23 protein-coding genes are annotated in these 20,952 nt (G+C 70.9%); 14 read left to right on the top strand and 9 right to left on the bottom strand.

Annotated elements, in window-relative coordinates:
- Positions 1-5: 5 nt before the first annotated feature.
- The 4 genes from AB0O15_RS17480 to AB0O15_RS17465 all read right to left on the bottom strand — a co-directional run bounded on the left by AB0O15_RS17480 (position 6) and on the right by AB0O15_RS17465 (position 3,381).
- Entirely contained in the window at positions 6-1,070 is a 1,065-nt protein-coding gene (locus AB0O15_RS17480) for an amidoligase family protein (RefSeq protein WP_364319430.1), read from the bottom strand.
- Positions 1,067-1,735, bottom strand: a complete 669-nt coding sequence (locus tag AB0O15_RS17475) for a hypothetical protein (protein WP_364319428.1) — start codon at positions 1,733-1,735, stop codon at positions 1,067-1,069. The genes AB0O15_RS17480 and AB0O15_RS17475 overlap by 4 nt, the downstream gene beginning before the upstream one ends.
- Positions 1,732-2,250 carry a SigE family RNA polymerase sigma factor gene (locus AB0O15_RS17470; protein WP_364319427.1) on the bottom strand — a complete coding sequence of 173 codons (519 nt, stop codon included), beginning with the start codon at positions 2,248-2,250 and terminating at the stop codon, positions 1,732-1,734. The genes AB0O15_RS17475 and AB0O15_RS17470 overlap by 4 nt, the downstream gene beginning before the upstream one ends.
- 102 nt (positions 2,251-2,352) lie before the next feature.
- Positions 2,353-3,381, bottom strand: coding sequence for a LacI family DNA-binding transcriptional regulator (locus AB0O15_RS17465; RefSeq protein WP_364319425.1), 1,029 nt, complete (start codon positions 3,379-3,381; stop codon positions 2,353-2,355).
- 116 nt (positions 3,382-3,497) lie between these two features.
- On the opposite strand from AB0O15_RS17465, the gene AB0O15_RS17460 reads away from it, so the two are divergent.
- The 10 genes from AB0O15_RS17460 (at position 3,498) to AB0O15_RS17415 (ending at position 13,157) form a co-directional block, all read left to right on the top strand.
- Positions 3,498-4,712, top strand: coding sequence for an amino acid ABC transporter substrate-binding protein (locus AB0O15_RS17460; RefSeq protein WP_364319424.1), 1,215 nt, complete (start codon positions 3,498-3,500; stop codon positions 4,710-4,712).
- Between the two features lie 7 nt (positions 4,713-4,719).
- Positions 4,720-5,604, top strand: coding sequence for a branched-chain amino acid ABC transporter permease (locus AB0O15_RS17455; RefSeq protein WP_364319423.1), 885 nt, complete (start codon positions 4,720-4,722; stop codon positions 5,602-5,604).
- Between the two features lies 1 nt (position 5,605).
- Positions 5,606-6,631: a branched-chain amino acid ABC transporter permease gene (locus tag AB0O15_RS17450; RefSeq protein ID WP_364319421.1), complete on the top strand. Its 1,026-nt coding sequence runs from the start codon at positions 5,606-5,608 to the stop codon at positions 6,629-6,631.
- Positions 6,628-7,362 (top strand): ABC transporter ATP-binding protein, encoded by a 735-nt coding sequence (locus AB0O15_RS17445; RefSeq protein WP_364319419.1) that lies wholly within the window; start codon positions 6,628-6,630, stop codon positions 7,360-7,362. The genes AB0O15_RS17450 and AB0O15_RS17445 overlap by 4 nt, the downstream gene beginning before the upstream one ends.
- Positions 7,355-8,098, top strand: coding sequence for an ABC transporter ATP-binding protein (locus tag AB0O15_RS17440; protein WP_364319418.1), 744 nt, complete (start codon positions 7,355-7,357; stop codon positions 8,096-8,098). The genes AB0O15_RS17445 and AB0O15_RS17440 overlap by 8 nt, the downstream gene beginning before the upstream one ends.
- Entirely contained in the window at positions 8,095-9,009 is a 915-nt protein-coding gene (locus AB0O15_RS17435; protein ID WP_364319416.1) for a LamG-like jellyroll fold domain-containing protein, read from the top strand. The genes AB0O15_RS17440 and AB0O15_RS17435 overlap by 4 nt, the downstream gene beginning before the upstream one ends.
- A gap of 51 nt (positions 9,010-9,060) precedes the next feature.
- On the top strand, positions 9,061-11,076 hold the full coding sequence (locus AB0O15_RS17430; protein ID WP_364319414.1) for a PQQ-dependent sugar dehydrogenase: 2,016 nt from the start codon (positions 9,061-9,063) through the stop codon (positions 11,074-11,076).
- A gap of 57 nt (positions 11,077-11,133) precedes the next feature.
- Positions 11,134-11,634 carry a DUF402 domain-containing protein gene (locus AB0O15_RS17425; protein WP_364319745.1) on the top strand — a complete coding sequence of 167 codons (501 nt, stop codon included), beginning with the start codon at positions 11,134-11,136 and terminating at the stop codon, positions 11,632-11,634.
- 249 nt (positions 11,635-11,883) lie between these two features.
- Positions 11,884-12,714 carry a helix-turn-helix transcriptional regulator gene (locus AB0O15_RS17420; protein WP_364319743.1) on the top strand — a complete coding sequence of 277 codons (831 nt, stop codon included), beginning with the start codon at positions 11,884-11,886 and terminating at the stop codon, positions 12,712-12,714.
- Between the two features lie 53 nt (positions 12,715-12,767).
- Positions 12,768-13,157 carry an SRPBCC family protein gene (locus AB0O15_RS17415; RefSeq protein WP_364319412.1) on the top strand — a complete coding sequence of 130 codons (390 nt, stop codon included), beginning with the start codon at positions 12,768-12,770 and terminating at the stop codon, positions 13,155-13,157.
- A gap of 44 nt (positions 13,158-13,201) precedes the next feature.
- Here the strand turns inward: AB0O15_RS17415 and AB0O15_RS17410 are convergent, their stop codons facing one another.
- Positions 13,202-14,242 (bottom strand): hypothetical protein, encoded by a 1,041-nt coding sequence (locus AB0O15_RS17410; protein ID WP_364319410.1) that lies wholly within the window; start codon positions 14,240-14,242, stop codon positions 13,202-13,204.
- A gap of 134 nt (positions 14,243-14,376) precedes the next feature.
- Between AB0O15_RS17410 and AB0O15_RS17405 the strand changes: the two genes are divergently transcribed.
- Both AB0O15_RS17405 and AB0O15_RS17400 read left to right on the top strand, forming a co-directional pair.
- Positions 14,377-15,309: a hypothetical protein gene (locus AB0O15_RS17405; RefSeq protein ID WP_364319408.1), complete on the top strand. Its 933-nt coding sequence runs from the start codon at positions 14,377-14,379 to the stop codon at positions 15,307-15,309.
- A complete protein-coding gene (locus tag AB0O15_RS17400; protein ID WP_364319406.1) occupies positions 15,309-17,012 on the top strand; it encodes an insulinase family protein in 1,704 nt (567 codons plus the stop codon). Before AB0O15_RS17405 ends, AB0O15_RS17400 begins: the two co-directional genes overlap by 1 nt.
- A 6-nt stretch (positions 17,013-17,018) precedes the next feature.
- Here the strand turns inward: AB0O15_RS17400 and AB0O15_RS17395 are convergent, their stop codons facing one another.
- A complete protein-coding gene (locus AB0O15_RS17395) occupies positions 17,019-17,711 on the bottom strand; it encodes a SprT-like domain-containing protein (RefSeq protein ID WP_364319404.1) in 693 nt (230 codons plus the stop codon).
- Between the two features lie 132 nt (positions 17,712-17,843).
- On the opposite strand from AB0O15_RS17395, the gene AB0O15_RS17390 reads away from it, so the two are divergent.
- Positions 17,844-17,966, top strand: a complete 123-nt coding sequence (locus AB0O15_RS17390; RefSeq protein ID WP_285680117.1) for a ribosomal protein bL36 — start codon at positions 17,844-17,846, stop codon at positions 17,964-17,966.
- Here AB0O15_RS17390 and AB0O15_RS17385 read toward each other — a convergent pair.
- The 3 genes from AB0O15_RS17385 to AB0O15_RS17375 are packed head-to-tail and all read right to left on the bottom strand — an operon-like array spanning position 17,926 to position 20,217.
- Complete coding sequence (locus AB0O15_RS17385) at positions 17,926-18,366, bottom strand: SRPBCC family protein (RefSeq protein WP_364319401.1); 441 nt, start codon at positions 18,364-18,366, stop codon at positions 17,926-17,928. The two genes, AB0O15_RS17390 and AB0O15_RS17385, sit on opposite strands and share 41 nt — an antisense overlap.
- 5 nt (positions 18,367-18,371) lie before the next feature.
- A complete protein-coding gene (locus AB0O15_RS17380; protein WP_364319399.1) occupies positions 18,372-19,241 on the bottom strand; it encodes a helix-turn-helix domain-containing protein in 870 nt (289 codons plus the stop codon).
- A 34-nt stretch (positions 19,242-19,275) separates the two neighbouring features.
- Positions 19,276-20,217 carry an LLM class F420-dependent oxidoreductase gene (locus tag AB0O15_RS17375; protein WP_364319397.1) on the bottom strand — a complete coding sequence of 314 codons (942 nt, stop codon included), beginning with the start codon at positions 20,215-20,217 and terminating at the stop codon, positions 19,276-19,278.
- Between the two features lie 75 nt (positions 20,218-20,292).
- Here AB0O15_RS17375 and AB0O15_RS17370 point away from each other — a divergent pair, with 75 nt between their 5' ends.
- Complete coding sequence (locus AB0O15_RS17370) at positions 20,293-20,877, top strand: TetR family transcriptional regulator (RefSeq protein WP_364319395.1); 585 nt, start codon at positions 20,293-20,295, stop codon at positions 20,875-20,877.
- Positions 20,878-20,952 lie beyond the last annotated feature (75 nt).

The raw sequence follows: 20,952 nt of genomic DNA, 5'->3' as shown, positions 1-20,952 counted from the left end.
GCAGACTAGCGGTCGCTCAGCGTGCTCGCCGCCAGGTGCAGCAACGTCTCGACGGCGGTCGCCGGGTCGCTGGGCGGGTCCGGGAACGGGACGTCGGTCGCGCAGCGGTCGAGCAGCAGCTCGACGATGGCGGCGCGGGCCACGATCTCGTCGGCGGTGATCGCGCCGGGCAGGATGCGGACCTCGACCGTGTCGCGCAGCGGCGTGTCGGTCAGCACCTGGGTCAGGTTGACGTCGAAGTACTTGCTGATCTCGCCCTCCTCGCCGGCCCGCCGCAGCGCCTGCTCGGTCGGCTCGTGGCCGTCGGCGACCTTCACGAGGGGGTCGGGCAGGGGAGCGAGGCGGCGGCAGTTCGGGTTGGTCTGAAGCAGCGTACGCAGCGGATCGCGCCAATGCGCGAACAGCCGCACCAGGTTGGCCAGGGCCTGCGGCGACCGGAACGGGCCACCGTCGACGTGCAGGTGCACCGCCGCCTCCTGCGGCACGGTGAAGCCCATCTCGCGGGCCGGCCCGAGCAGTTCCTCGAGCGCCTCGTGGTGACCGGCGGCCAGCGGCGGCGTGACGATCTCGCAGGGGCGTTCCCGCCCGCCGCCCTGGGGCGCGGCCAGCGCGATCGTGACGTCGTTCCGGTCGTCCACCCGGTAGACGTCGCCGTGCTGGGTGACCTTGGTCCGCCAGAGCAGCGCGGTGGCGTCGAGCGCCTTGCCGATCGTGGTCGCGGGGTCGGTGTGCAGGGCGATCAGCCGCAGCAGCCGGGGGTCGTCGGTGAGAACCCGGAACCAGCCGGGCAGCGGCGGGAGGCGGGGGTCGAGGTCGGCCAGCAGCGTGACGTCGTCGACCAGCGTGCAGAGCAGCTCGCCGCCGGCCCGGCGTACCTCGAAACCCTGGGTGAGGTGGCGGAACCGTTCCAGGCCGGGGACCAGGGACGGCTCGCTGTCGTGGTGCCACACCGGCCGGACCTGACCGCCGGTGCGGGCGGCCAGATCTTCGGCGAGGGCGAGCCGGCTGCGGCCGGCCGGGGCCAGCAGCTCGATCTCGAACCCGATCCGCCGGTGCAGTTCCGGGGTCACGGCTGGATCGGCAGCGTCTCGCCGGCCATGATCTTCTTGCCGGCGGCGACCTTCGCGTCCCACGGGGTGGGCAGCTTCCACAGCCTGGCGAGCCGCTCCGCGTCGTCGAAGTCGTAGCCCTTGTCGAAGAACGCCTCGGCCTGGGCCTCCTGGGCGGTCGACGGCAAGCCGGGCGGGGCGACCGGCGGCTTGATCGGCAGCTTCTTGCCGTCCAGCAGCATCTGCCCGGCCCGGGTCTTGGCCGCGGTGATGTCCGTCTTCCAGATCTTGGCCAGCTTCTCGCCGTCGTCGAGGCCGTAGCCCTCGTCGAAGTACTTGTTGCGGGCCTTCTCCTCGGCGTCGGTGAACTCGGGGTCGTCGTAGCTGGGCTCGACCGACGGCTCGGCCGGAACCGGCGACGGGGCGGCCGACGGGGTCGAGGGGGCGGCCGGCAGCACGACCGTGCTGCCGCCGTTGTTCTGACCGCCCACCAGGTGGGGGATCTGGAAGGCCCCGGCGATGACCGCGACGCCGAGCACGGCGCCACTGGCGGTCTGGGCGATCAGCCGGCGCCGGCGGTAGGTCTTCGCCAGTTCCTGTACGCGGGCGTACACCGCCGCAGGCTCCGGCGCGAGGTGCTCGTGGGCCACCATGGCCTCGCGGAGCTGGTCACGGTGCTCGATCACGACTTCTCCTCGACGGGGATGCGGTTCGGCCGGTCCGACGAGAGCCGGAGCGTCTTCAGGGCCCTCGACGCGTTGCTGCGGACCGTCGCGGGCGAGCATCCGAGCAGATCAGCGATCTGGTCGTCGTCGAGTTGCTCGTAGTAGCGCAGAACCAGCACGGCGCGTTGCTTGCGGCCCAGCACGGCGAGCCGGTTCCACAGCTCGTCGGCCTCGACGACGTGGTTGGCGTGGTCGCCGATGCCACCGCGGGCGTCGTCCAGCTCGACCAGGCGCTCACCGACCGCGTGCACGTTGCGCGCCGCCCAGCTCCGCCGCCACGACAGGTACTCGTTGAGCACCATCCGTCGCACGTATGCCTCGGGCGAGTCGGCCTCGCTGATCCGCTTCCACTTGACCTGCGCCCTGGCCAGCACCTCTTGCACGACATCCTGTGCCAGGTCACGATTGCCCGTGAGGACGATCGCGTAGCGCAGCAGGCTGGGGAGCCGGGCCACCGCGAAATTCTCGAAGGTCACGTCCCCTATGACACACGCCGGGAGCAAACTGTGCACTCTTCTGAAGAACTTTCTCAGAACCTGTGAGGATGTTGCTGAGGGTGGGTGAGATGTTGCCGAATGTCAGCGGGGCGCGCCGGTCGAGTCCCGCACGATCAGCTGATGTCCGGTGGAGCGGCGGCGGGCCCGGGCCGCCCGGGGCTTGAGCGCCAGTTCCAGGGCCATCCGGCCCATATCGGTCATCGGCAGCCGGATCGTGGTCAGCGCGGGCGCCAGGTCGGCCGCCACCGACACGTCGTCGAAGCCGACCACCGACATCCGCCCGGGCACCGCGATCTCCCGCTCGCGCAGCATGGACAGCACGCCCATCGCCATCGCGTCGTTCAGCGCGATGATCGCCGTGGTGTCCGGGTGGTCGCGCAGGATCCGTTCGGCCGCGTCCCGCCCGCCCTCCCGGATGAAGTCGGTGTGTACGACCGGCAGATCGTCGATCGACAGCCCGCGTGAGCGCAGCGCCGCCGCCACCCCGGCCAGCCGGTCGGCCACCGTGGTCAGTGCCCCGGTCCCGGCCACCACCGCGATCCGGGTGTGGCCGAGTTCGAGCAGGAACGAACCCAGCGCCTCACCGCCGGCCTCGTTGTCCGGCAGCACCGCGTCGACGCCGAGCGAGTGCCGCCCGATCACCGCGACCCGCCCGCCCGCCTGCTGGTAGGCGTCCAGCTCGGCCTTGGCCTCGGCCTCCAGCCGGGGGTCGCTATAGCCCGATCCGGCGATGATGATGATGCCCACCCGCTGGGCGATCAGGTGTCGGATCTGGCGCAGCTCGTGGTCGGGGTCGCGGCCCGAGTGGCAGATCTGCACGAGCAGGCCCTGCTGGTCGGCGAGCTGGATGACGCCGCCGGCGATCTCCGAGAAGTACGGGTCGTCGACCTGGTGCACGACCAGTCCGACGGTGGTGCTGGCGCCGCCGGCCAGGGTGCGGGCGAACGGGTTGGCCACGTATCCCAGCTCGCGGGACACCGACCGGACCCGGGCCGCCACTTCCTCGCTCACGCCGTCGCGGCCGGCCAGGGCGCGGGACGCGGTGGCCAGCGAGACGCCGGCGCGCTGGGCCACGTCGACGAGCCGCAACCTCGGGCCGGGCTTGGGCATCGTTCACTCCCCGGAAACATCGCTGTACGCCTATTGCCAGTCACGCACCGCACAGCATAGATTGCGAAAGCGCTTTCGTAAGCGCTTTCGTTCCCCGACACGAGGAGCGTCCGAGGATGTCGAACACTTTCCGGCGGGTCGCCGCGCTCGGCGCCGCCACCATACTTCTGACCAGCGCGTGTTCCAGCGACGGCGACGGCGGTGGTGCCGCCGAGGACAAGATCACGGTCGGCATCTCGCTGCCGCTGACCGGTGACTTCTCCGAACCGGGCAAGGGCGTCCAGCAGGGCTACCAGGCCTGGGCCAAGATCGTCAACGACAAGGGTGGCCTGCTCGGCCGCCAGGTCGAGCTGAAGATCCTGGACGACCAGTCCAACGCCGACCGGGTGGTCGCCGACTACGAGCAACTGATCGGCAAGGACCAGGTCGACCTGGTCGTCGGCCCGTTCTCCACCCGCCTGGTGGTGCCCGCGGCCCGGGTCGCCGAGGAGTACGACATGCTCTTCGTCGAGCCGGCCGGCGCGGCCAAGGCGGTCTTCGAGCAGGGCTTCAAGAACCTGTTCTACGCCGCCCCGGCGGTCGCCAACGACCACTACAACCACCTGGCCGAGGCGATCCTCGCGATGCCGGCCGGCCAGCGGCCCAAGACCGTCGCGGTGGCCTCGATGGACGACCCGTTCGCCCAGGGGACCGCCTACGGCCTGCGCGACAAGCTGAAGGCCGGCGGGCTGACCATCGTGGCCGACGAGGTCTACCCGCCGAACACCACCGACTTCAACCAGATCGCGGCCAAGATCGCGGCGACCAAGGCCGACGTGCTCATCGGCGGGTCGCAGTACCAGGACGGCGTCAACCTGATCGTCGCCCTGCAACAGCTGCGGTACCAGCCGAAGCTGGCCGCCTTCTCCACCGCGCCGACCGAGCCCGAGTTCGCCAAGGCGATCGGCAACAAGACCGAGGGTGTGCTCTCGCCGACCGGCTACAGCCAGGACGCGCCGTACCCGAGCAACAAGGAGTTCGTGGAGAAGTACAAGGCCCAGTTCGGCCGGGATCCGGAGGAGGACCAGGCCAACGCGTACACCACGGGTCAGGTCGTCGAGGCCGCGGTCAAGGCTGCGAACTGCGCCGAGCAGGGCGAGTGCCAGAAGAAGCTGGTCGACTTCGTCCGCAAGAACAAGATCGAGACGGTGGTCGGCCCGCTCACCTGGGACGCGACCGGCAAGCCGCAGGGCGCCCACATGATCCAGCAGTGGGTCGGCGGCGAGATCAAGATCGTGTTCCCGAAGGAGACCAAGGAAACCGAGTTCGTCTACCCCAAGCCGGCTTGGTGACCGGACGATGGACGGTGCCCTGCTGTTCCAGAGCGTCATCCTGGGTCTGCTGCTGGGCGGGCTGTACGCCCTCCTCGCCGCGGGCCTGACGCTCTACTTCGGGATCATGCGGGTGGTGATGATCGCCCATTCGGCGTTCCTCATCCTCGCGGCCTACCTCGCCTGGTGGACGCACTCCCGGCTGGGCATCGACCCGCTGCTGTCGATGCTCGTCACCGTCCCGCTGTTCTTCGGCGCCGGCGTGCTGCTCCAGCGCGGGCTGCTGTCCCGGCTGCGCCCGGTGACCCTGACGATGATGTCGGTGCTGCTCACCTTCGCCATCGCGGTGCTCATCGAGGGGCTGCTCGGGTTCGCCTTCACCGGCACCCAGCGCCGCGTCCAGCTCGGCTACGGCTCGGAGAGCATCGGGCTATTCGGCGCGCGGATCGCGGTGGTCAAGCTGATCGCGTTCGGCCTGGCGGTGGTCGCGCTCGGCGGGCTCTACCTGCTGATGAAGCGTACGCAGTTCGGCTGGGCGCTGCGGGCCACGATCCAGCACCAGGACGCCGCGCGCCTGGTCGGCATCGACACCGGCCGGGTGGCCGGGTATGGCTTCGGCCTCGGCCTGGCCACCGCGGCGATCGGCGGCACCGCGCTGTCGCTGGACACCACGATCTACCCGTCGCTGCACTGGCACTGGATCGGCCCGCTGATGGCCATCATCGTGGTCGGCGGGCTGGGCAGCGTGCCCGGCGCGGCGGTCGCGGCGATGGTCCTCGGCCTGGCCCAGGGCGTGCTGCAGATCCCGCTCGGCACCACCTGGGCCCAGACGGTCTTCTACCTGGCGCTGTTCGCCACGCTGGCCTTCCGGCCGCAGGGATTCTTCGGAGGCCGCCTTGCGCAACGCTTCTAGGGTGGCGACGCTCGGCGCCGCTGTGGTGCTCGCGGCGGCTCTCCTGCTTTTCCCGTCGGTCGCGCCGAACCCGTACGTGCTCTCGGCCGGCATCGTCGTGCTCAACTACGCGGTGGTCGCCACCTCGTGGAACTTCGTCGGCGGCTTCACCGGCTACATCTCGCTCGGTCACGGCGCGCTGGCCGGCCTCGGCGGGTACGCCACCGGCCTGCTGGTCACCAAGGCCGGCCTGGCGTCGTTCCTCGCCCTGGCCGTCGCGGCCGTCCTGATCGCGCTGCTCGCGGTGCCGCTGGGGATGGCCGCCCTGCGGGTCCGCGGAGCGTCCTTCGTCATCGTCTCCATCGCGATCGTGCTGATCCTGCTGCTGGTGTTCCAGAGCTGGGCGTCGTTCACCGGCGGCTCCCGCGGCCTGGTGATCCCGCGGCCGTTCCCCGACCTGTCCCGCCCCGAACACCATCGCGCCTTCTGGTACCTCTACGCCGGCCTGCTCGCGCTCGTCCTGATCGCCTGGTGGCTGATCGACCGGTCCCGCTTCGGGCTGGGCCTGAAGGCCATCCGGGAGGACGAGGACAAGGCCGAGGCGCTGGGTACGCCGACCTTCGCGTACAAGCTGATCGTCTTCGTGGTCTCGGCCTTCTTCACCGCGCTCGGCGGCGGCCTCTACGCGCTGTGGTTCGGCGACCTCGACCCGGTGTTCCAGTTCTCCATCCTGAGCGGCTCCTACCTGGTGCTGATGGCGCTGCTCGGCGGGGTGCGCAACCTGTTCGGGCCGGTGGTCGGCGCGGTCGTGGTCGGTGTCGCGCTGGAGTACTTCAAGGTGTCCTTCGGCGACACCCAGCTGCACCTGGTCGCGACCGGCGTGCTGCTCGGGCTGGTCGTGATGTTCATGCCGGACGGGGTGCTGCCGGCGCTCGGCTCGCTGGTCAAGCGGCTGCGCCCGGACGACACGGCGTCGATCCGCGAGGAGACCGCCTCGGAACTGCGCGACCAGCGGCTCGCCTCGTCCACGGCGGGAGATCGGCGATGACGAAGAGCCTGGAGACGCATGAACTGCGGAAGGCGTTCGGCGGGGTCACCGCCCTGGACGGCGCCAGCGTGAGCTTCCGGCACGGGCGGGTGAACGCGCTGATCGGGCCGAACGGCTCCGGCAAGACCACGTTCTTCAACTGCGTCACCGGGATGATCCGGCCGGACAGCGGCACGACCACCTACCAGGGTCAGGACATCACCCGGAAGGCGCCGCACAGGATCGTCCACGCCGGGATCGGGCGCACCTTCCAGCTGTGCCGGGTGTTCCCGCGGATGACCGCGCTGGACAACGTGCTCGCCGCGGTCCGGCCGGTCGGCGTCACGCGGGCGCTGCTCGGCGCCCGGCACCGGTCCGAGGTGGACCGGGCCCGGAGCTGGCTGACCCGGCTCGGCATCGAGCACCTGGCCGGCGTCGAGGCCCGGACCATGTCCTGGGGCCAGCAGAAGCTGCTCGAGCTGGCCGGGGTGCTGAACGCCGGGCCCGAGACGATCCTGCTCGACGAGCCGGCCGGTGGCGTCAACCCGGCCCTGCTCGACCGGATCGGCACCCTGGTCCGCGAGCTCAACGCCGAGGGACGGACGTTCGTCATCGTCGAGCACAACATGGACCTGGTGATGAGCATCAGCGACCACATCGTGGTGTTCGACCGCGGGCGCCCGATCGCCGAGGGGCCACCGCAGCAGATCCGGACCGACGAGCGCGTGCTGGGGGCGTACCTTGGTGTCTGATCTTTTCACCCTGGACAACGTCGTCGCCGGTTACGGCCGGGCGGCGCCGGTGCTCCGCGGCTTCAGCGTGAGCGTTCCGCGAGGCTCGATCGTCTGCCTGGTCGGGCCGAACGGCGCCGGGAAGTCGACCGTGCTCAAGGTGGCCAGCGGGCTGCTGAAGCCGCGCGAGGGGCGGATCCTGATCGACGGCCGGGACGTCACAGGGCTGGGCCCGCAGAAGATGCTCAGCTCCGGAGTGTCACTGGTGCTCCAGGGACACAGCGTGTTCCGCGAGATGACCGTCGAGGAGAACGTGCGCCTGGGCGCGTACACCATCAGTGACAAGGCGAAGATCGCCGAGCGGGTGGAGTTCGTCAAGGAGATCTTCCCGGTGGTCGCCGACCGCTGGGGCGCGCTGGCCGGCCTGCTCTCCGGCGGCCAGCAGAAACAGGTCGAGTTCGCCCGGTCGCTGATGGTCGACCCGTCGGTGGTGCTGCTGGACGAGCCGTCCATGGGCCTCGACCCCAAGGCCACCAGCACCGTCTTCGAGCAGGTGGTGCGGATGCGCGACGCCGGCACCGCGGTGCTGCTGGTCGAGCAGAACGCCCGCCGCGCGCTGGAGACCGCCGACCTGGGCTGCGTGCTCGACCTGGGCCGCGTACACATCTCCGGCCCCGCCTCCGATCTGCTCGCCGACCCGCAGCTCGGCGAGCTCTATCTCGGAGGACGACCCGCTTCGAAGGAGGCACAGTCATGAACCGAGCCGCACGTGTCGCTGTCGCTGTCGCCGCGGTCCTCGCGGTCGGCGGGGCGGCGGCGCCGGTCAGCGCGGACCCCACGGGTCCCAGCGACGTCCATCCCGCCTTACGCGGCGACCTCGTCGCCTTCTACGACTTCGATCACCCGGTGCCCGGCGACCCGGCCCTCGAACGCGACCAGGGACGCTCCGGCACCGAGATCGAGCTGATCAACGGGGGAGCGGGGCAGCGGGTCGCCGACCGCGCGTACCCCGGTGGTCGCAAGGTCCTACAGACCGGCCCGAAGGGCGGCGCCGACGACGACTGGAAGGCCGGCATCTGGTCGGCCAGCGGCGTCCGCACCCTCCGCGCGTTCAACGCGACCGAGGGCGCCACCACGATGGGCTGGTTCAAGCGCGACATGGACGGCCCGGCCGCCGGCTTCAACGCGATCGGCCTGACCGGGGTGCTGACCGGCGACTCCGACGGCCACGCCGTACGCGCGCTGCTCGAGCTGATCGACGTCAACGGCACCCTGCGGCTGGTCGCGCTGGGCCGGCGGATCGACGGCGGCAACTCGCAGACCTTCGCGGCCACCGAGGACTGGCGCACCCTGCTGCCCAAGGGGGAGTGGGTGCATCTGGCCGCCACCTTCGACTTCGGTCACGGCACCATGGCGCTCTACCGCAACGGTCAGCCGGTGCCCGGCGCCTACACCCGCAACGACGACCCGTGGCTGGTCAACGGCCCGGGACCGCACGTCACCACGGCCACCGACCCGCGCGGCATCAAGATCGGTGGCAGCTTCCCCTGGCAGGGCTCCGCCGACCGGAACCCGTGCGACTGCCGGATGGACGCGCTCATGTTCCTCGGCCGATCGCTGTCCTCGCGTGAGGTTGCGAACCAGTACCGCTTCATGATTCGGGGGTAATCCGTGCGCCGCCTAGTCGTCCTCGCTGCCACGCTCCTTCTGTCCACTCTGGTGGGTGTCCCCGCTGCGCATGCCGCGGACGCACCCGTCTACGACCCGGTGCCCACCGAGCCGGTCACGTCCAAGCTCGGGCTCGTGCTCTCCGAGTACGCCCAGTTCCCGCAGTCGTTCACCAACCCGCCGCTGATCGACCAGCGGCTCAACCGGATCGCCCGGATCAACACGATCATGGAACTGCCCGACGGCTCGGGGCGCCGGGCCGTTCCCGATCTGAACGGCAACCTCTACCTCGTCGAGAACGGCGTCCCGCACGTCTACCTCGACGTGGCCGCCACCTTCGCGCCCGAGTTCTTCTCGGGCCGCGGGCTCGGCCAGGGCTTCGGCTACGTCACGTTCCACCCGGAGTTCCGGCGCAACGGCACCTTCTACACGATCCACACCACCGCCGTGGCCAACGCCACCCGGACGCCCGACTACGCCCAGGCCAACACGATCTACCAGGCCATCATCACCGAGTGGAAGGCCACCGACCCGGCGGCCGGCACCTTCTCGGGCACCCACCGCGAGGTGCTGCGGATCGGCTTCGGCGGGCAGATCCACGGCGTCCAGGAGATCAACTTCAATCCGTACGCCAAGCGCGGCGACCCCGACTACGGCCTGCTCTACCTGGCCGTCGGCGACGGTGGCCAGGGCGTCGGCAACACCGACCCGCAGAACCTGGCCATCCCGCACGGCAAGCTGATCCGCATCGACCCGAAGGGCACCAACGCCCCCAACGGCCGCTACGGCATCCCGGTCGACAACCCGTTCGTCGGCCAGGCGGGCAAGGCCGGCGAGATCTACGCGTACGGCTTCCGCGACCCGCACCGGTTCAGCTGGGACAAGGCCACCGGCAAGCTCTACCTCGGCCACATCGGCGAGCACGCCGTCGAGTCGATCTACGAGGTCCAGAAGGGCGACAATCTGGGCTGGAGCGAGCGCGAGGGGCGGTACCGGTTCGACCGCGCGCCGGCCAACCCCTGTGACCGGCTCTACCCGCTGCCGGCCGACGACGCCGGCTTCGTCTACCCGGTCGCCGAGTACGACCACAACCCCGCGCCCGGCTGGAACTGCACCTCCGACGTCGGCGTGGCCGTCGCCGGCGGCTTCGTCTACCGCGGCGCCGCGATCCCCGCCCTGCGCGGCAAGTACATCTTCGGCGACCTGGTCAGCGGCTGGGTCTTCTACACCGAGGCGTCCGAGATGAAGCGCGGCCAGGCGCCCGCCACCATCCACCGGCTCAACCTCTTCACCGCGGCCGGCACCCCGATCCGGATGCAGGACATCTCCGGGCCCGGCTCGGTCGGCGACCCCAACCGGGTCGACCTGCGCTTCGGCACCGACCGCTCGGGCGAGCTCTACATCCTGGCCAAGGCCAACGGCAAGATCTGGAAGGTCACCGGCACCAGGACCTTCGCCGCCGGCCCGGTCGGCACGACCAGGGTCGCGGACACGCTGCGAGGCACCAACTGGCGTCCGGTCACCCCGTCGAAGTGGCAGTTCACCGGCCGCGAGGTCATCCTGGCCGAGGCCGGCGTGGAGCGGCCCGGGCCGCGGCGCCCGTTCGAGTACGCCATCCTGACCGCCGGCCCGGTCATGTCGTCGGTCGAGATCAAGGCCAACGTACGGCTGGACACCCCGGTCGAGATCACCAACCGTGACGTGATCATCGTGTTCGGCTACAAGTCGGACACGGAGTTCTACTACGCGCACGTCTCGACCGACAACACGATCCTGCCGCACAACGGCATCTTCAAGGTCAACAACGCCGACCGGGAACGCCTCGACTACCAGTGGAACGGCCGCAGCCGCGGCGCCAACCCGGCCATCACCGACAGCGCCTACCACGAGGTACGGGTCAAGCACCTGCCCGCCACCGGTGAGATCGCGGTCTACCTGGACGGCGCCAAGGACCCGCTGATGACCGCCCGCGACACGACCTTCCAGAGCGGCCGGGTCGGCTTCGGCTCGTTCGACAACGTGGGACGGACCAACAGCTTCAAGGTCACGGGTACGCCGGCGGCCTGACTCTTCCGTGGGAGGGGCGGCCTGGCCGCTCCTCCCACTACGTTGGTCGGTGTGGAGATGCGATTCACCAAGTGGGGCGGCAAGCTCCACTGGCACTTCCCGGTGACGCCGCTGGGCACCGACGAGTGGGGCAGCTGGTACGGCACCCCACAGGGCGCGCGCATCCAGCGCGGCCACGAGCCGGCCCAGGTCCAGGAGCACGACTTCGTCACCCTGATCCCGGCCGAGGGCTGGTACGTGGCCGCCTTCAACACCCACGCCAACTGGCGGATCGACCTCTACATCGACATCAGCACCCCGCCCACCATCACCGGCGACCTGATCGAGGCCGTCGACCTCGACCTGGACGTCCTCCGGGCCCGCGACGGCCGCGTGATGCTGGACGACGAGGACGAGTTCGCCGCGCACCAGGTCCGCTACGGCTATCCGCCGCATGTGATCGCGGCGGCCCAGATCGAGGCCGACCGCCTGATGGCCGAGGTGACCGCCGGCGCCGAGCCGTTCACCGCGGTCGGCCGCGCCTGGCTGGCCCGTTACGCCGCGTCCGGCGCCCGGTAGGAGCGCTCCGGATACCTGGTACGCCTGGTTGGTGGTGCCTAGTCCCTCCGGCCGGTGCAAATTGCACGTTGGACCGGTCTATGCTTGCGCCGATCTTCTCTGTCACCTGATCGAGGGATGCTGACGTGGCCGTTGCCTCCTTGCCGCACTCATCCATGATGGACCACTCCTCCATCATGGATCTGAGCCTGCCGCAGGAAGCCTGACGTGGCCGGAACACAGCAGAACGGCGGCCCCACCGTCCGGCGGATGCAGCTGGGCGCCCGCCTGCGTAACCTCCGTCAGGCCAAGGGCATCACCCGTGACCAGGCCGGCTGGGCCATCAGGGGCTCCGAATCCAAGATCAGCCGGATGGAGCTGGGCCGGGTCGCGTTCAAGGAGCGTGACGTCACCGATCTGCTCCGGCTCTACGGCATCGAGGACGAGAGCGAACACGCCCGGCTGCTGGCGCTGGCCCGCGAGGCGAACACGCCGGGCTGGTGGCACGCGTACGGCGACGTGCTCACCACGTGGTTCCAGAACTACCTCGACCTCGAGCAGGCGGCCGAGCTGATCCGCACCTACGAGATCCAGTTCGTGCCGGGCCTGCTCCAGACCGACGCGTACGCCCGGGCCGTCATCATGCTCGGCCACGGCTCCAAGGCGCAGGCCGAGATCGCCCGCCGCGCCGAGTTCCGGATGGCCCGCAAGCAGCTGCTGACCCGCCCCGACCCGCCGCGGGTGTGGGCGGTGCTCGACGAGGCGGTGCTGCGCCGTCCGATCGGCGGGGTGGCGGTGATGCGGGAGCAGATCGAGTACCTGCTCGAGGTCAGCAAGCTCCGCAACGTACGCCTGCAGGTCATGCCCTTCCGGTCGGGCGGGCACGCGGCTGCCGGCGGTGCATTCTCCATCCTGCGTTTCGGCCACTCCGACGTGCCCGACGTGGTGTATATCGAACACCTGACCAGCGGCCTCTACCTGGACAAACGCGAAGACGTCGACCAGTACGCCGAGGCCATGGGCCGGCTGTCGATCGAGGCGGAGCCGCCGCAGCGTACCCCCGAGATCCTCCGCCAGGTCCTCATCGACCTCGGCGAGTAGGCCTGTCCGGTTTCGTCAAGACGGCGTGATCGGTCGGCGGTAGCTTCGCCGGTATGGAATCCCGTCATGTCAGCGCACACATCGACCGCCCGTTCGGGGAGGTCTACGACTACGCCTCCGACCCGTCGCACCTGCCGGAATGGGCGCCCGGCCTGCTCAATTCGATCGAGCCGGCCGACGGGCGCTGGGTCGCGGAATCGCCGATGGGACGCGTCGTGATCGACTTCACGCCGCGCAACGAGTTCGGCGTCCTCGACCACGACGTGACCGTGGCCTCGGGGGAGACCTTCCACAACCCGATGCGCCTGCTTCCGGACGGCGACGGGTGTGAACTGGTGTTCACCGTCCGCCGCCGCCCGGAGATGAGCGACGAGGAGTTCGACCGCGACGCCGAGGCCGTACGCGCCGACCTTCTCACGTTGAAGAACCTGGTCGAGGCGTAGGCCGTGTTTCGTAGCCCGACCTACGCCTCGTTACGAAATACGGCCTAATCCTCGGGGCGGGGCGCGACCTTGTCGAGGCGGGCCAGTTCGGCCAGTTCCGAGCGGTACGGGTTGTAGGTGTACGTCCGGGACACCGCGGCCGGGATGGTGAAGTACTCGGTGACGAGCCTCGCTGGGTCCGACGCGAGCTCGCCGCGGGCGGGCACGTCGTTGCCGTCGTCCCAGCCCCACGGCGAGTTGGCCGAGTTGGTGCCGCAGGAGTAGGTGCCCTGGCCGCAGCCTCCGCTGGTGTCGCCGGCGAAGGTTCCCAGCGAGGCGAACAGGGCCGTGTTGGTGCGCTGCGCCCACAGCCCGCCCGGGGCGAAGATGTCGACCAGCTGGTACCGCACGTCCCGGTCGTCGCCGTTGGCCGGCGCCTCGGCCACCGTCGACGGGTAGTAGACGATGCCGTCGCCGTTGATGTTGTACTGCGGGTAGGCCTTCAGCCCGTGCCCCTTGGCCTCCTGCGCGGTCACCGGGTGCTGGAACGAGTCGTGCGGCGACGACTGCGTCTGCAGCGTCCCGTCGACCGACTCGCGCCCGCTCGACCAGGTGCTCCCGACCGGCGTGTACGAGTAGAAGTCACTGTGCGCCACCGTGACCGCCGAGCGCAGCAGCCCGTAGTCGGAACCGTCCCGCTCGACCGTGAGCAGCAGGCCCTCGCCGTCGTTCTCGTGCTCGGTCTCGAAGAACGGGTGATCCACCCAGTCCCGCGGGTGGTAGAAGAAGTAGGTCAGGTACCAGTGGCTGCTGGTCTCCACCACCGAGTAGTAGGCGGTGGCGGCCATCGACCCGGCGCCGGTCCGGTCCCAGTTGTTCCGGCCGGACAGGTCGCCGTCGAAGTCGTACGCGGTGATGTAGTCGGACCGGCCGCCCAGGGCGTGGTCTCCGGTGGCGTCCACGTCCTGGTAGTGGATCGGCGCCCAGCGCAACGCCAGCTGTTCCCGGCTGACCGCCGCATGGGCCGGCGCGGCCGGCCCGACCCCGGCCAGCACCCCGGCCAGCACCCGGGCAATGACCAGGGCGATCCTGCTGCGACCTCGCATGATGCTCTCCCGCGGATGCGTCTCAATAGATGGATGTGAATCTAAGAGGTCAGCGTGTCCGAGGGAAGGACGGCGGGTGCACAGTCGGTGCCCCCATCCGCACGGGATGATCCATCGATCTCTACGATGCGTCGGTGCCCCTCACGCTCGAAACCGACGTCGCCAAGCTGTGGCCCGCGTTCGCGACGTTCCGCGACGCGCTGCTCCGGCTCGACTGGTCGGCCGCCCGCGTTGTGCTCGACTCCGTCACACCGGCGGAGCGTACCGAGCTGATCACGCTCGGCTCCGAGCAGCGGCTCAGCGAGGACTTCCTGCGCGGGCTGGTCCGGACCAACCCCGACGACCCGGCGGCGTTCGCCCTGCTCGGCAAGTTCCTGACCGTCACCGGCTGGAACATCCGCACCGCGGCCCGGGCCCAGCACGTGAGCAAGGACCAGTGGCGGGCCTTCTACCACTGGCTCAACCTGGCCGAGCAGGTGCTGCTCGAAGGCGCGGCCCGGCACCCGGGCGACCCGGCGATCTGGACCGCCCGGCTGCCCTCGGCCCGCGGCATCTCGCTCGGCGTCGACGAGGAGACCCGCCGCTACAACCGGCTCGCCGCGATCGACCAGCACCACCTGCCCGGGCAGGCCCACCACCTCCAGCAGCTGCTGCCGAAGTGGAGCGGCAGCTTCGAGCTGGCCCACGCCTTCGCGCGGGAACGCACGGCGGCCGCGCCGCCCGGATACCCCCAGGGCGTGCTGGTGGCCGAGGCGCACATCGAACACGTCCTCGAGCTCAGCGGCCACGAGCAGCGCGCGTACCTCCAGCAGGCCGGGCCCGACCTGCGCGCGGCCGCCGACCGGTCGGTCCTGAACCCGGGCTTCGTCACCGGCACCTACGCCGCCGACCTGGCCCTGGGCACGTTCGCCGTGGTTCTGCAGCGGTTCGGCGACCGCGAGTACGCCGGGCGGGTCTTCCGGCTGATGGGCAACCGCGCCGCGATGCCGCCGTGGGACGGCTACTCCGACATGCCGTCCGGGGCGCTGTACGCGGCCCGCGCCTGGGCCCTGGGAGGGCAGAACTGATGCGGCGGATCGAGATCGACGGCATCCCCGCGATGGTCGGCCCGACCACCGGGCCGATGCACGCCGGGCTGGCCTTCCGGGTCGGGCAGGCCGACGAGACGCTCGCCCGGCGCGGCATCACGCATCTGGTCGAACATCTGGCGCTGCACACCTTCGGGGTGGCCGACCACCACTACAACGGCACCACGACGCCCGAGTTCACCTACTTCCACACCCAGGGCACGGCCGACGAGATCGCCGCGTTCCTGGCCGGGGTCTGCCGGTCCCTGCGCGACCTGCCGATGCACCGCCTCGACGTCGAGAAGGAGCTGCTGCGTACGGAGCGCAACGGCCGTCAGGGCGGACTGGGCGACTCGATGGCGCTGTGGCGGCACGGCGCCCGCGACTACGGCCTGACCGGCTACCCCGAGTGGGGCCTGCCCGCGATCGGCCCCGAGGAGCTGCGCGCCTGGGTGGCGACCTACTTCACCCGCGGCAACGCCGCCCTCTGGATCGCCGCCGACGACGTGCCGGCCGGCCTGACGCTCGACCTGCCCGACGGCCCGAGCCGCCCGGCCCCTCGCCCGTCGTCGGCGCTGCCCCGCACCCCGGCCTGGTTCCCCGGCTCGTCCGGCACGGTCGTCTGGGACGCGGTGGTGCCCCGGCAGCCCGCCTCCGGCGTGTTCACCGCCGTGCTGGAACGGTCGCTGATGCGGTCGCTGCGCCAGGAGCAGGGCCTGTCCTACTCGGTCAACACCGACTACGACCCGCGTACGGACGGCACCGCGCTGATCACCGCCGCGGCCGACTCGCTGCCGGAGAAGCGGGGCGCCGTCCTCGGCGGCTTCCTCGACGTGCTGGCCGCGCTGCGCTTCGGTCAGGTCGACGAGAAGGACGTCGCCACCGTGATCGGGCACCGGGTGGACGAGCTGAGCCAGGCCGAGGAGCGCGGCGGCCGGCTGCCCGGCCAGGCGTTGAACCTGGTCTCCGGCCGCCCGATGGAGGCCCTCGAGCAGATCCTGGCCGAGATCCGGGCGGTCACCCCCGAGCGGCTGACCGAGATCGCCGGCCAGGCCTGGTCGACCGGCCTGCTGATGACGCCCGGCGGCCGGTCCGCCGACTGGGCCGGCCTGGCCGCCGCGCCGACCGGCTCGCACGCCGCGGTCCAGGGCCACGCCCACCCCAGCCTGGAATCCAAGGGCGCCCGCCTGGTCGTCGGGAACGACGGCGTCAGCATCATCGAGGACACCGACGTCGCGACCGTCCGCTTCGACCAGGTGTCGGCGATGCTGGCCTGGCCCGACGGCGGCCGCTTCCTGATCGGCGCGGACGGCATCACGCTGCGGGTGGAGCCGACCCTCTACGGCGGCTCGGCGGCGGCGATCCCGCACCTCGACGCCCGCGTCCCGGCGGCCGCCCGGGTGAACCAGCCGCCCCGCAGCCCCGACAACATCCCGCGCCCCGAGCCGCAGGCCCAGGCGAAGGCCAGGACCGGCCGATCGACCGGCCCGATCATCATGCTCGCCGTGTTCATCCCGTTGATGCTGGTGTCGTGCCTGCTCGGGTCGGTCTCGCTGATCACGATGAACGATCCCGATCCCGACGTACGCAGCGGGTCGGTCTTTCTTCTGATCTTCGGCCTGGCCCTGACCGTGGGTTTCGGCTTCGGCATCGTCGCCGCGATCCGCCGCCTGCGCGCGGCCCGTCAGGCCCGCCGGTCCTGACCCGGTTCACCCTGCCGACGGATCACGCTGGGCGGCGGTGAACGCCACGCTCAACAGGCCGGCCCGGGTCTGGACCTGGTAACGGGTCCGGCCCCGCTTGACCACGGTGCCGGCCACGCCCGCGTACTTGCCCGGGCCGATCACCCGGACCCGCTCGCCGACCTGGAGCGGCACGCGCGGGAGCTGCGTGGCGACCTGACCGGCCCGGATGCGCGCCAGCTCGGCCTGGTAGCGCGGGTCCATCTCGGCCGGCCGGCCACGATGGGACCAGGTGTAGACGGCGGACACATCGAAGCCGGGGGAGCAGGCGCGGCACGACTTGACCCGGATCGGCCGCCGGTGTGCCGTCGTGCGATGACCGGCCGGGCAGACCCCGGCCCACGGTCCGTCGACGCCGGGCGCGTCGGCCGGCACGCATCGCTCGCCCGAGCAGCCGATCCGCCGGGCCACGGCCCGCCACACCCGGTCGTGACCATGCCTCGGACCGGCCAGGGCATGGGCGATCTCGTGCAGCACCGTATCGGTGACGTGCTCGACGTCGTAGAGCGAGATCAGCGGCCGGGACAGCCCGATCTCCTTCGTGGCGAACCGGCAGACCCCGGCCCGCGTCTTGGCGTTGTCGAACACCAGACGCCACCCGGCCAGCCCGTGCTCGGCCATCAGATCGGAGGCCAGCTGCCTCGCTCTCGACAGATCCAACCCCACCGCTCCCCGCCGACTCGCACCCGCCGGACCATCCTGCCACGGCGGTCCCGGGCCGGAATGCCGCGCCGCGCGCCGACGTTCCGCTGACGGTGCCGGCTTCCCGGCCGGCTGGGAACGAGGTTCGTGATGAAGGTTCGCAACTCACTCCGGTCGCTCAAGAACAAGCCCGGTTCGGTCCTCACCCGTCGGCGTGGCCGGCTCGTGGTGATCAACCGGAAGAACCCGCGCTGGAACGGCCGTCAGGGCTGACCGCCTCGATCACCCGTTTGAGGGCGGCGACCTGCCCACCATCGGTGCGGCGGATCGCGGTGCGGAGCAGGCCGGCGAACGGGCGCCAGACACCCTCGACGCGGCAGTCGGCGGTCAGGGTGACCGTCGTCCGGCCGCCGTCGGGCACGCAGGTGTAGGTGTACGCGGCGGACACGCCGCCCTGGGCCGAGTGCACGACGACCGTACGGCCGGGTTCGACCGTCTCGACCCGGCCCGTGCGGTCCCGGCCGCGGGTGTGGAAGATCAGTTCGTCGTCGTTCACCCGGATGCTCCGCACGCCGGGCATCCAGGCGGTGGCGGCGGGCCAGTCGGTCAGCCGGGCCCACACCTCGGCGGCCGGACGATCGATGGTGGCGGAGACGATGAAGGCTGTGGTCACGGCGGTCAGCGTGGCCGGTCGGCTCGATCCGCGTCTTGGACGGATTTCACATCGATCTCCGGCGGCTTTGTCAGTTCCGGCACAAACCCCGGGGCGGCCTGGTCGGGGGTGTACGCGGCCCGCTGAGCCGTGACGTACGCGGACGGTGTCACCCCGGTGTGCCGCCGGAAGTCCCGGATGAAGTGGCTCTGGTCGAACCAGCCGTACGCGGCGGCCAGGCCGGGCCAGTCCACCGGCGCGTAGACGTCGATCGCCGCCAGCAGCGCCCGCAACCGGAGGATCCGGGACACCACCCGCGGGCCGAGCCCGACCGTCGTGGTGAACTCGCGGTCGAGGTGCCCGTGCGAGACACCCAGCTCGGCCGCGAGCCCGGCGATCGGCCGCAGCGGGTCGGCTTCGAGCGCGTGCACGGCCGCCTCGCAGCGCAGCAGCGCCGGGCCGGGCGCCCCGGGCGTCAGCGCCTTCTCGACCACATCGAGGGTGCCGTCGGCGAGAAGCGCGCTCCGCAGAGCCACCGCGCCCGGCCAGGCTTGAAGAAGATCAACGACCTTTCCGCGTACGGAAGCGGGCCGCAGGCCGAACAGGGCCTGGCCGCCGACCGCCGTGGTGACCACCCCGAAGCAGTGGGTCTCCCCGAGGGGCTCGTTGATCACCGGGCGGTCGTGCGGGCCGAGGAGGAAGCCCTCGCCGGCCACGAGCGCCGGACCATCGCCGGCCACCAGGCGGATCGGGTCACCGAGCACGACGACGGCGACCGTGGAGCCGGTCGGCGCGATCAGCTCGCGGCGGTAGCCGATCTGGCCGCGGGCATACCAGATCGACTCCACGAACCGCGCGAGCGCGGGCGGCTGACGAGCCTCGAAGACGAACTCCACGCCCTATCTCAGCACGTCACGCGCCCCGAACCGCTCAGGCGGCGACCAGCGGGCGCAGGGCCTCGCCGACCATGCTGACCACGCCGGGGCGGTGGCCGTTGCGCATCAGGTTGATGGTGATGCCGTCGATGCCGGCGCCCAGGACCCGCTCCTGGAGCTGCTCGGCCACCTGGTCGGCGGCGCCGAGGAAGGCCCGGTTGCGGCGGTCCTCGGGGATGGTCCCGGCGAGTTCCGTCACCTCCTGCTCGGTCTCGCCGACCATGCCCATGGCCAGGAAGCTGGTCTTCAGGGTGGCCGGGTCGCGGCCGATCTCCTCGCACCGCTCGCGCAGCACCGACACCTTGCGCGCCAGGTCGGCCACGTCGCAGATGATGTTCATGTGGTCGGCGAACCGCGCGGCCAGCCGGAACGTCTTCTGCTCGCCGCTGCCGCCCAGCATGATCGGGATGCTCTCGCGGAACCGGGGATTGTTCATGGCGCCCCGCGCGGTGTACCACTTGCCGTCGTGCGTGGCCTCCTCACCGCGCAGCATCGGCGAGATGATCGTCAGCGCTTCCTCGAGCCGCTCGAAGCGCTGCCCGAAGGTGCCGAACTCGAAGCCGTAGTCGTGGTGCTCGCGCTCGTACCAGCCGGCCCCGATGCCCAGGACGGCCCGGCCGTGCGAGACCACGTCGAGGGTGGTCACGGTCTTGGCCAGCAGGGCTGGGTTGCGGTACGTGTTGCCGGTGACCAGTGTGGACAGCTGCACGGTCGAGGTGCCGGTGGCCAGGGCGCCGAGCGTCGTGTACGACTCGAGCATCGCGTTCTCGGCCGGGCCGATGCCGGGCAGCTGATAGAAGTGGTCCATCACCAGCACGGTGTCGAAGCCGGCGCCCTCCGCCTCCCGGGCCTGCGCCAGGACGGTGTCGAAGAGCTGGCCGGGCGCGACGCCCGGGTAGGTGAAGTTGGGGATCTGGTAACCGAGCCGGATGCTCATGATGACTCCGTACGCCGATGTAAGGGGGCTCTCACATGTTAATGTAAGAGCCCTCTTACAGGAGGGCAAGAAGGCATGGGTTACCACCACGGTGACCTCCGGGCGGCGTTGATCGAGGCCAGCTTCGACGCGTTGGGGGAGCACGGCCTGCAGCGGTTCTCGGTCGCCGCGGTCGCGCGCCGGCTCGGGGTCAGCTCGGCGGCGCCGTACCGGCACTTTCCCGACCGGGATCACCTGCTCAGCGCGGTCTCCGGCGTGGCCGCACGCGACCTGCGCGAGGCCGTCGTCACCGCCGCCGACGCGGCGGGCGCCGACCCGGTCGATCGGCTGGCCGCGCTGGCCGGCGCCTACGTCCGGTACATGACGCGGACCGGCGCGGGTTTCCACGTGATCTTCGCGGCCGGCCTGTCCGAGCTGCCCGACGAGGATCGCCGCGAGCACACCCGGGCCCTGATGACCACCCTGATCGACCTGGCCGTGGCGGTCGAGCCCAGCTCGTACCACGAGGTTCTGCACCTCCTCCAGGAGATCATCGCGGTCGCGCACGGCTACACGACGCTGCTCACCGACGGCTTCTTCGCGATGCACAACGGCTCGGCCGAACACATCGCCGCCCGCGCCGTCCGGGCCGCCGCCGACCTGGCCACCGCCCGCCGCTGACCGTTGTCCGATCCGGGCCTCGCCGTTCGTAGCCATGGTGAACGGCCGCCCACCAGGGTGCGGTCACGACCACGG

The sequence above is a fragment of the Actinoplanes sp. NPDC089786 genome (genome assembly GCF_040684855.1).
In the GTDB taxonomy this organism is placed as follows: Bacteria; Actinomycetota; Actinomycetes; order Mycobacteriales; family Micromonosporaceae; genus Actinoplanes.
The sequence above is the reverse complement of the archived record's forward strand: the minus strand, read 5'-3'. Positions and strand labels throughout refer to the sequence as shown.

Excerpts from the sequence above, each read along its gene's own strand:
- AB0O15_RS17465 (WP_364319425.1), bottom strand. The coding sequence starts at position 3,381 with ATGCCCAAGCCCGGCCCGAGGTTGCGGCTCGTCGACGTGGCCCAGCGC.
- AB0O15_RS17460 (WP_364319424.1), top strand. The coding sequence starts at position 3,498 with ATGTCGAACACTTTCCGGCGGGTCGCCGCGCTCGGCGCCGCCACCATA.
- AB0O15_RS17455 (WP_364319423.1), top strand. The coding sequence starts at position 4,720 with ATGGACGGTGCCCTGCTGTTCCAGAGCGTCATCCTGGGTCTGCTGCTG.
- AB0O15_RS17445 (WP_364319419.1), top strand. The coding sequence starts at position 6,628 with ATGACGAAGAGCCTGGAGACGCATGAACTGCGGAAGGCGTTCGGCGGG.
- AB0O15_RS17435 (WP_364319416.1), top strand. The coding sequence starts at position 8,095 with ATGAACCGAGCCGCACGTGTCGCTGTCGCTGTCGCCGCGGTCCTCGCG.
- AB0O15_RS17425 (WP_364319745.1), top strand. The coding sequence starts at position 11,134 with ATGCGATTCACCAAGTGGGGCGGCAAGCTCCACTGGCACTTCCCGGTG.
- AB0O15_RS17420 (WP_364319743.1), top strand. The coding sequence starts at position 11,884 with ATGCAGCTGGGCGCCCGCCTGCGTAACCTCCGTCAGGCCAAGGGCATC.
- AB0O15_RS17415 (WP_364319412.1), top strand. The coding sequence starts at position 12,768 with ATGGAATCCCGTCATGTCAGCGCACACATCGACCGCCCGTTCGGGGAG.
- AB0O15_RS17410 (WP_364319410.1), bottom strand. The coding sequence starts at position 14,242 with ATGCGAGGTCGCAGCAGGATCGCCCTGGTCATTGCCCGGGTGCTGGCC.
- AB0O15_RS17400 (WP_364319406.1), top strand. The coding sequence starts at position 15,309 with ATGCGGCGGATCGAGATCGACGGCATCCCCGCGATGGTCGGCCCGACC.
- AB0O15_RS17390 (WP_285680117.1), top strand. The coding sequence starts at position 17,844 with ATGAAGGTTCGCAACTCACTCCGGTCGCTCAAGAACAAGCCCGGTTCG.
- AB0O15_RS17375 (WP_364319397.1), bottom strand. The coding sequence starts at position 20,217 with ATGAGCATCCGGCTCGGTTACCAGATCCCCAACTTCACCTACCCGGGC.
- AB0O15_RS17370 (WP_364319395.1), top strand. The coding sequence starts at position 20,293 with ATGGGTTACCACCACGGTGACCTCCGGGCGGCGTTGATCGAGGCCAGC.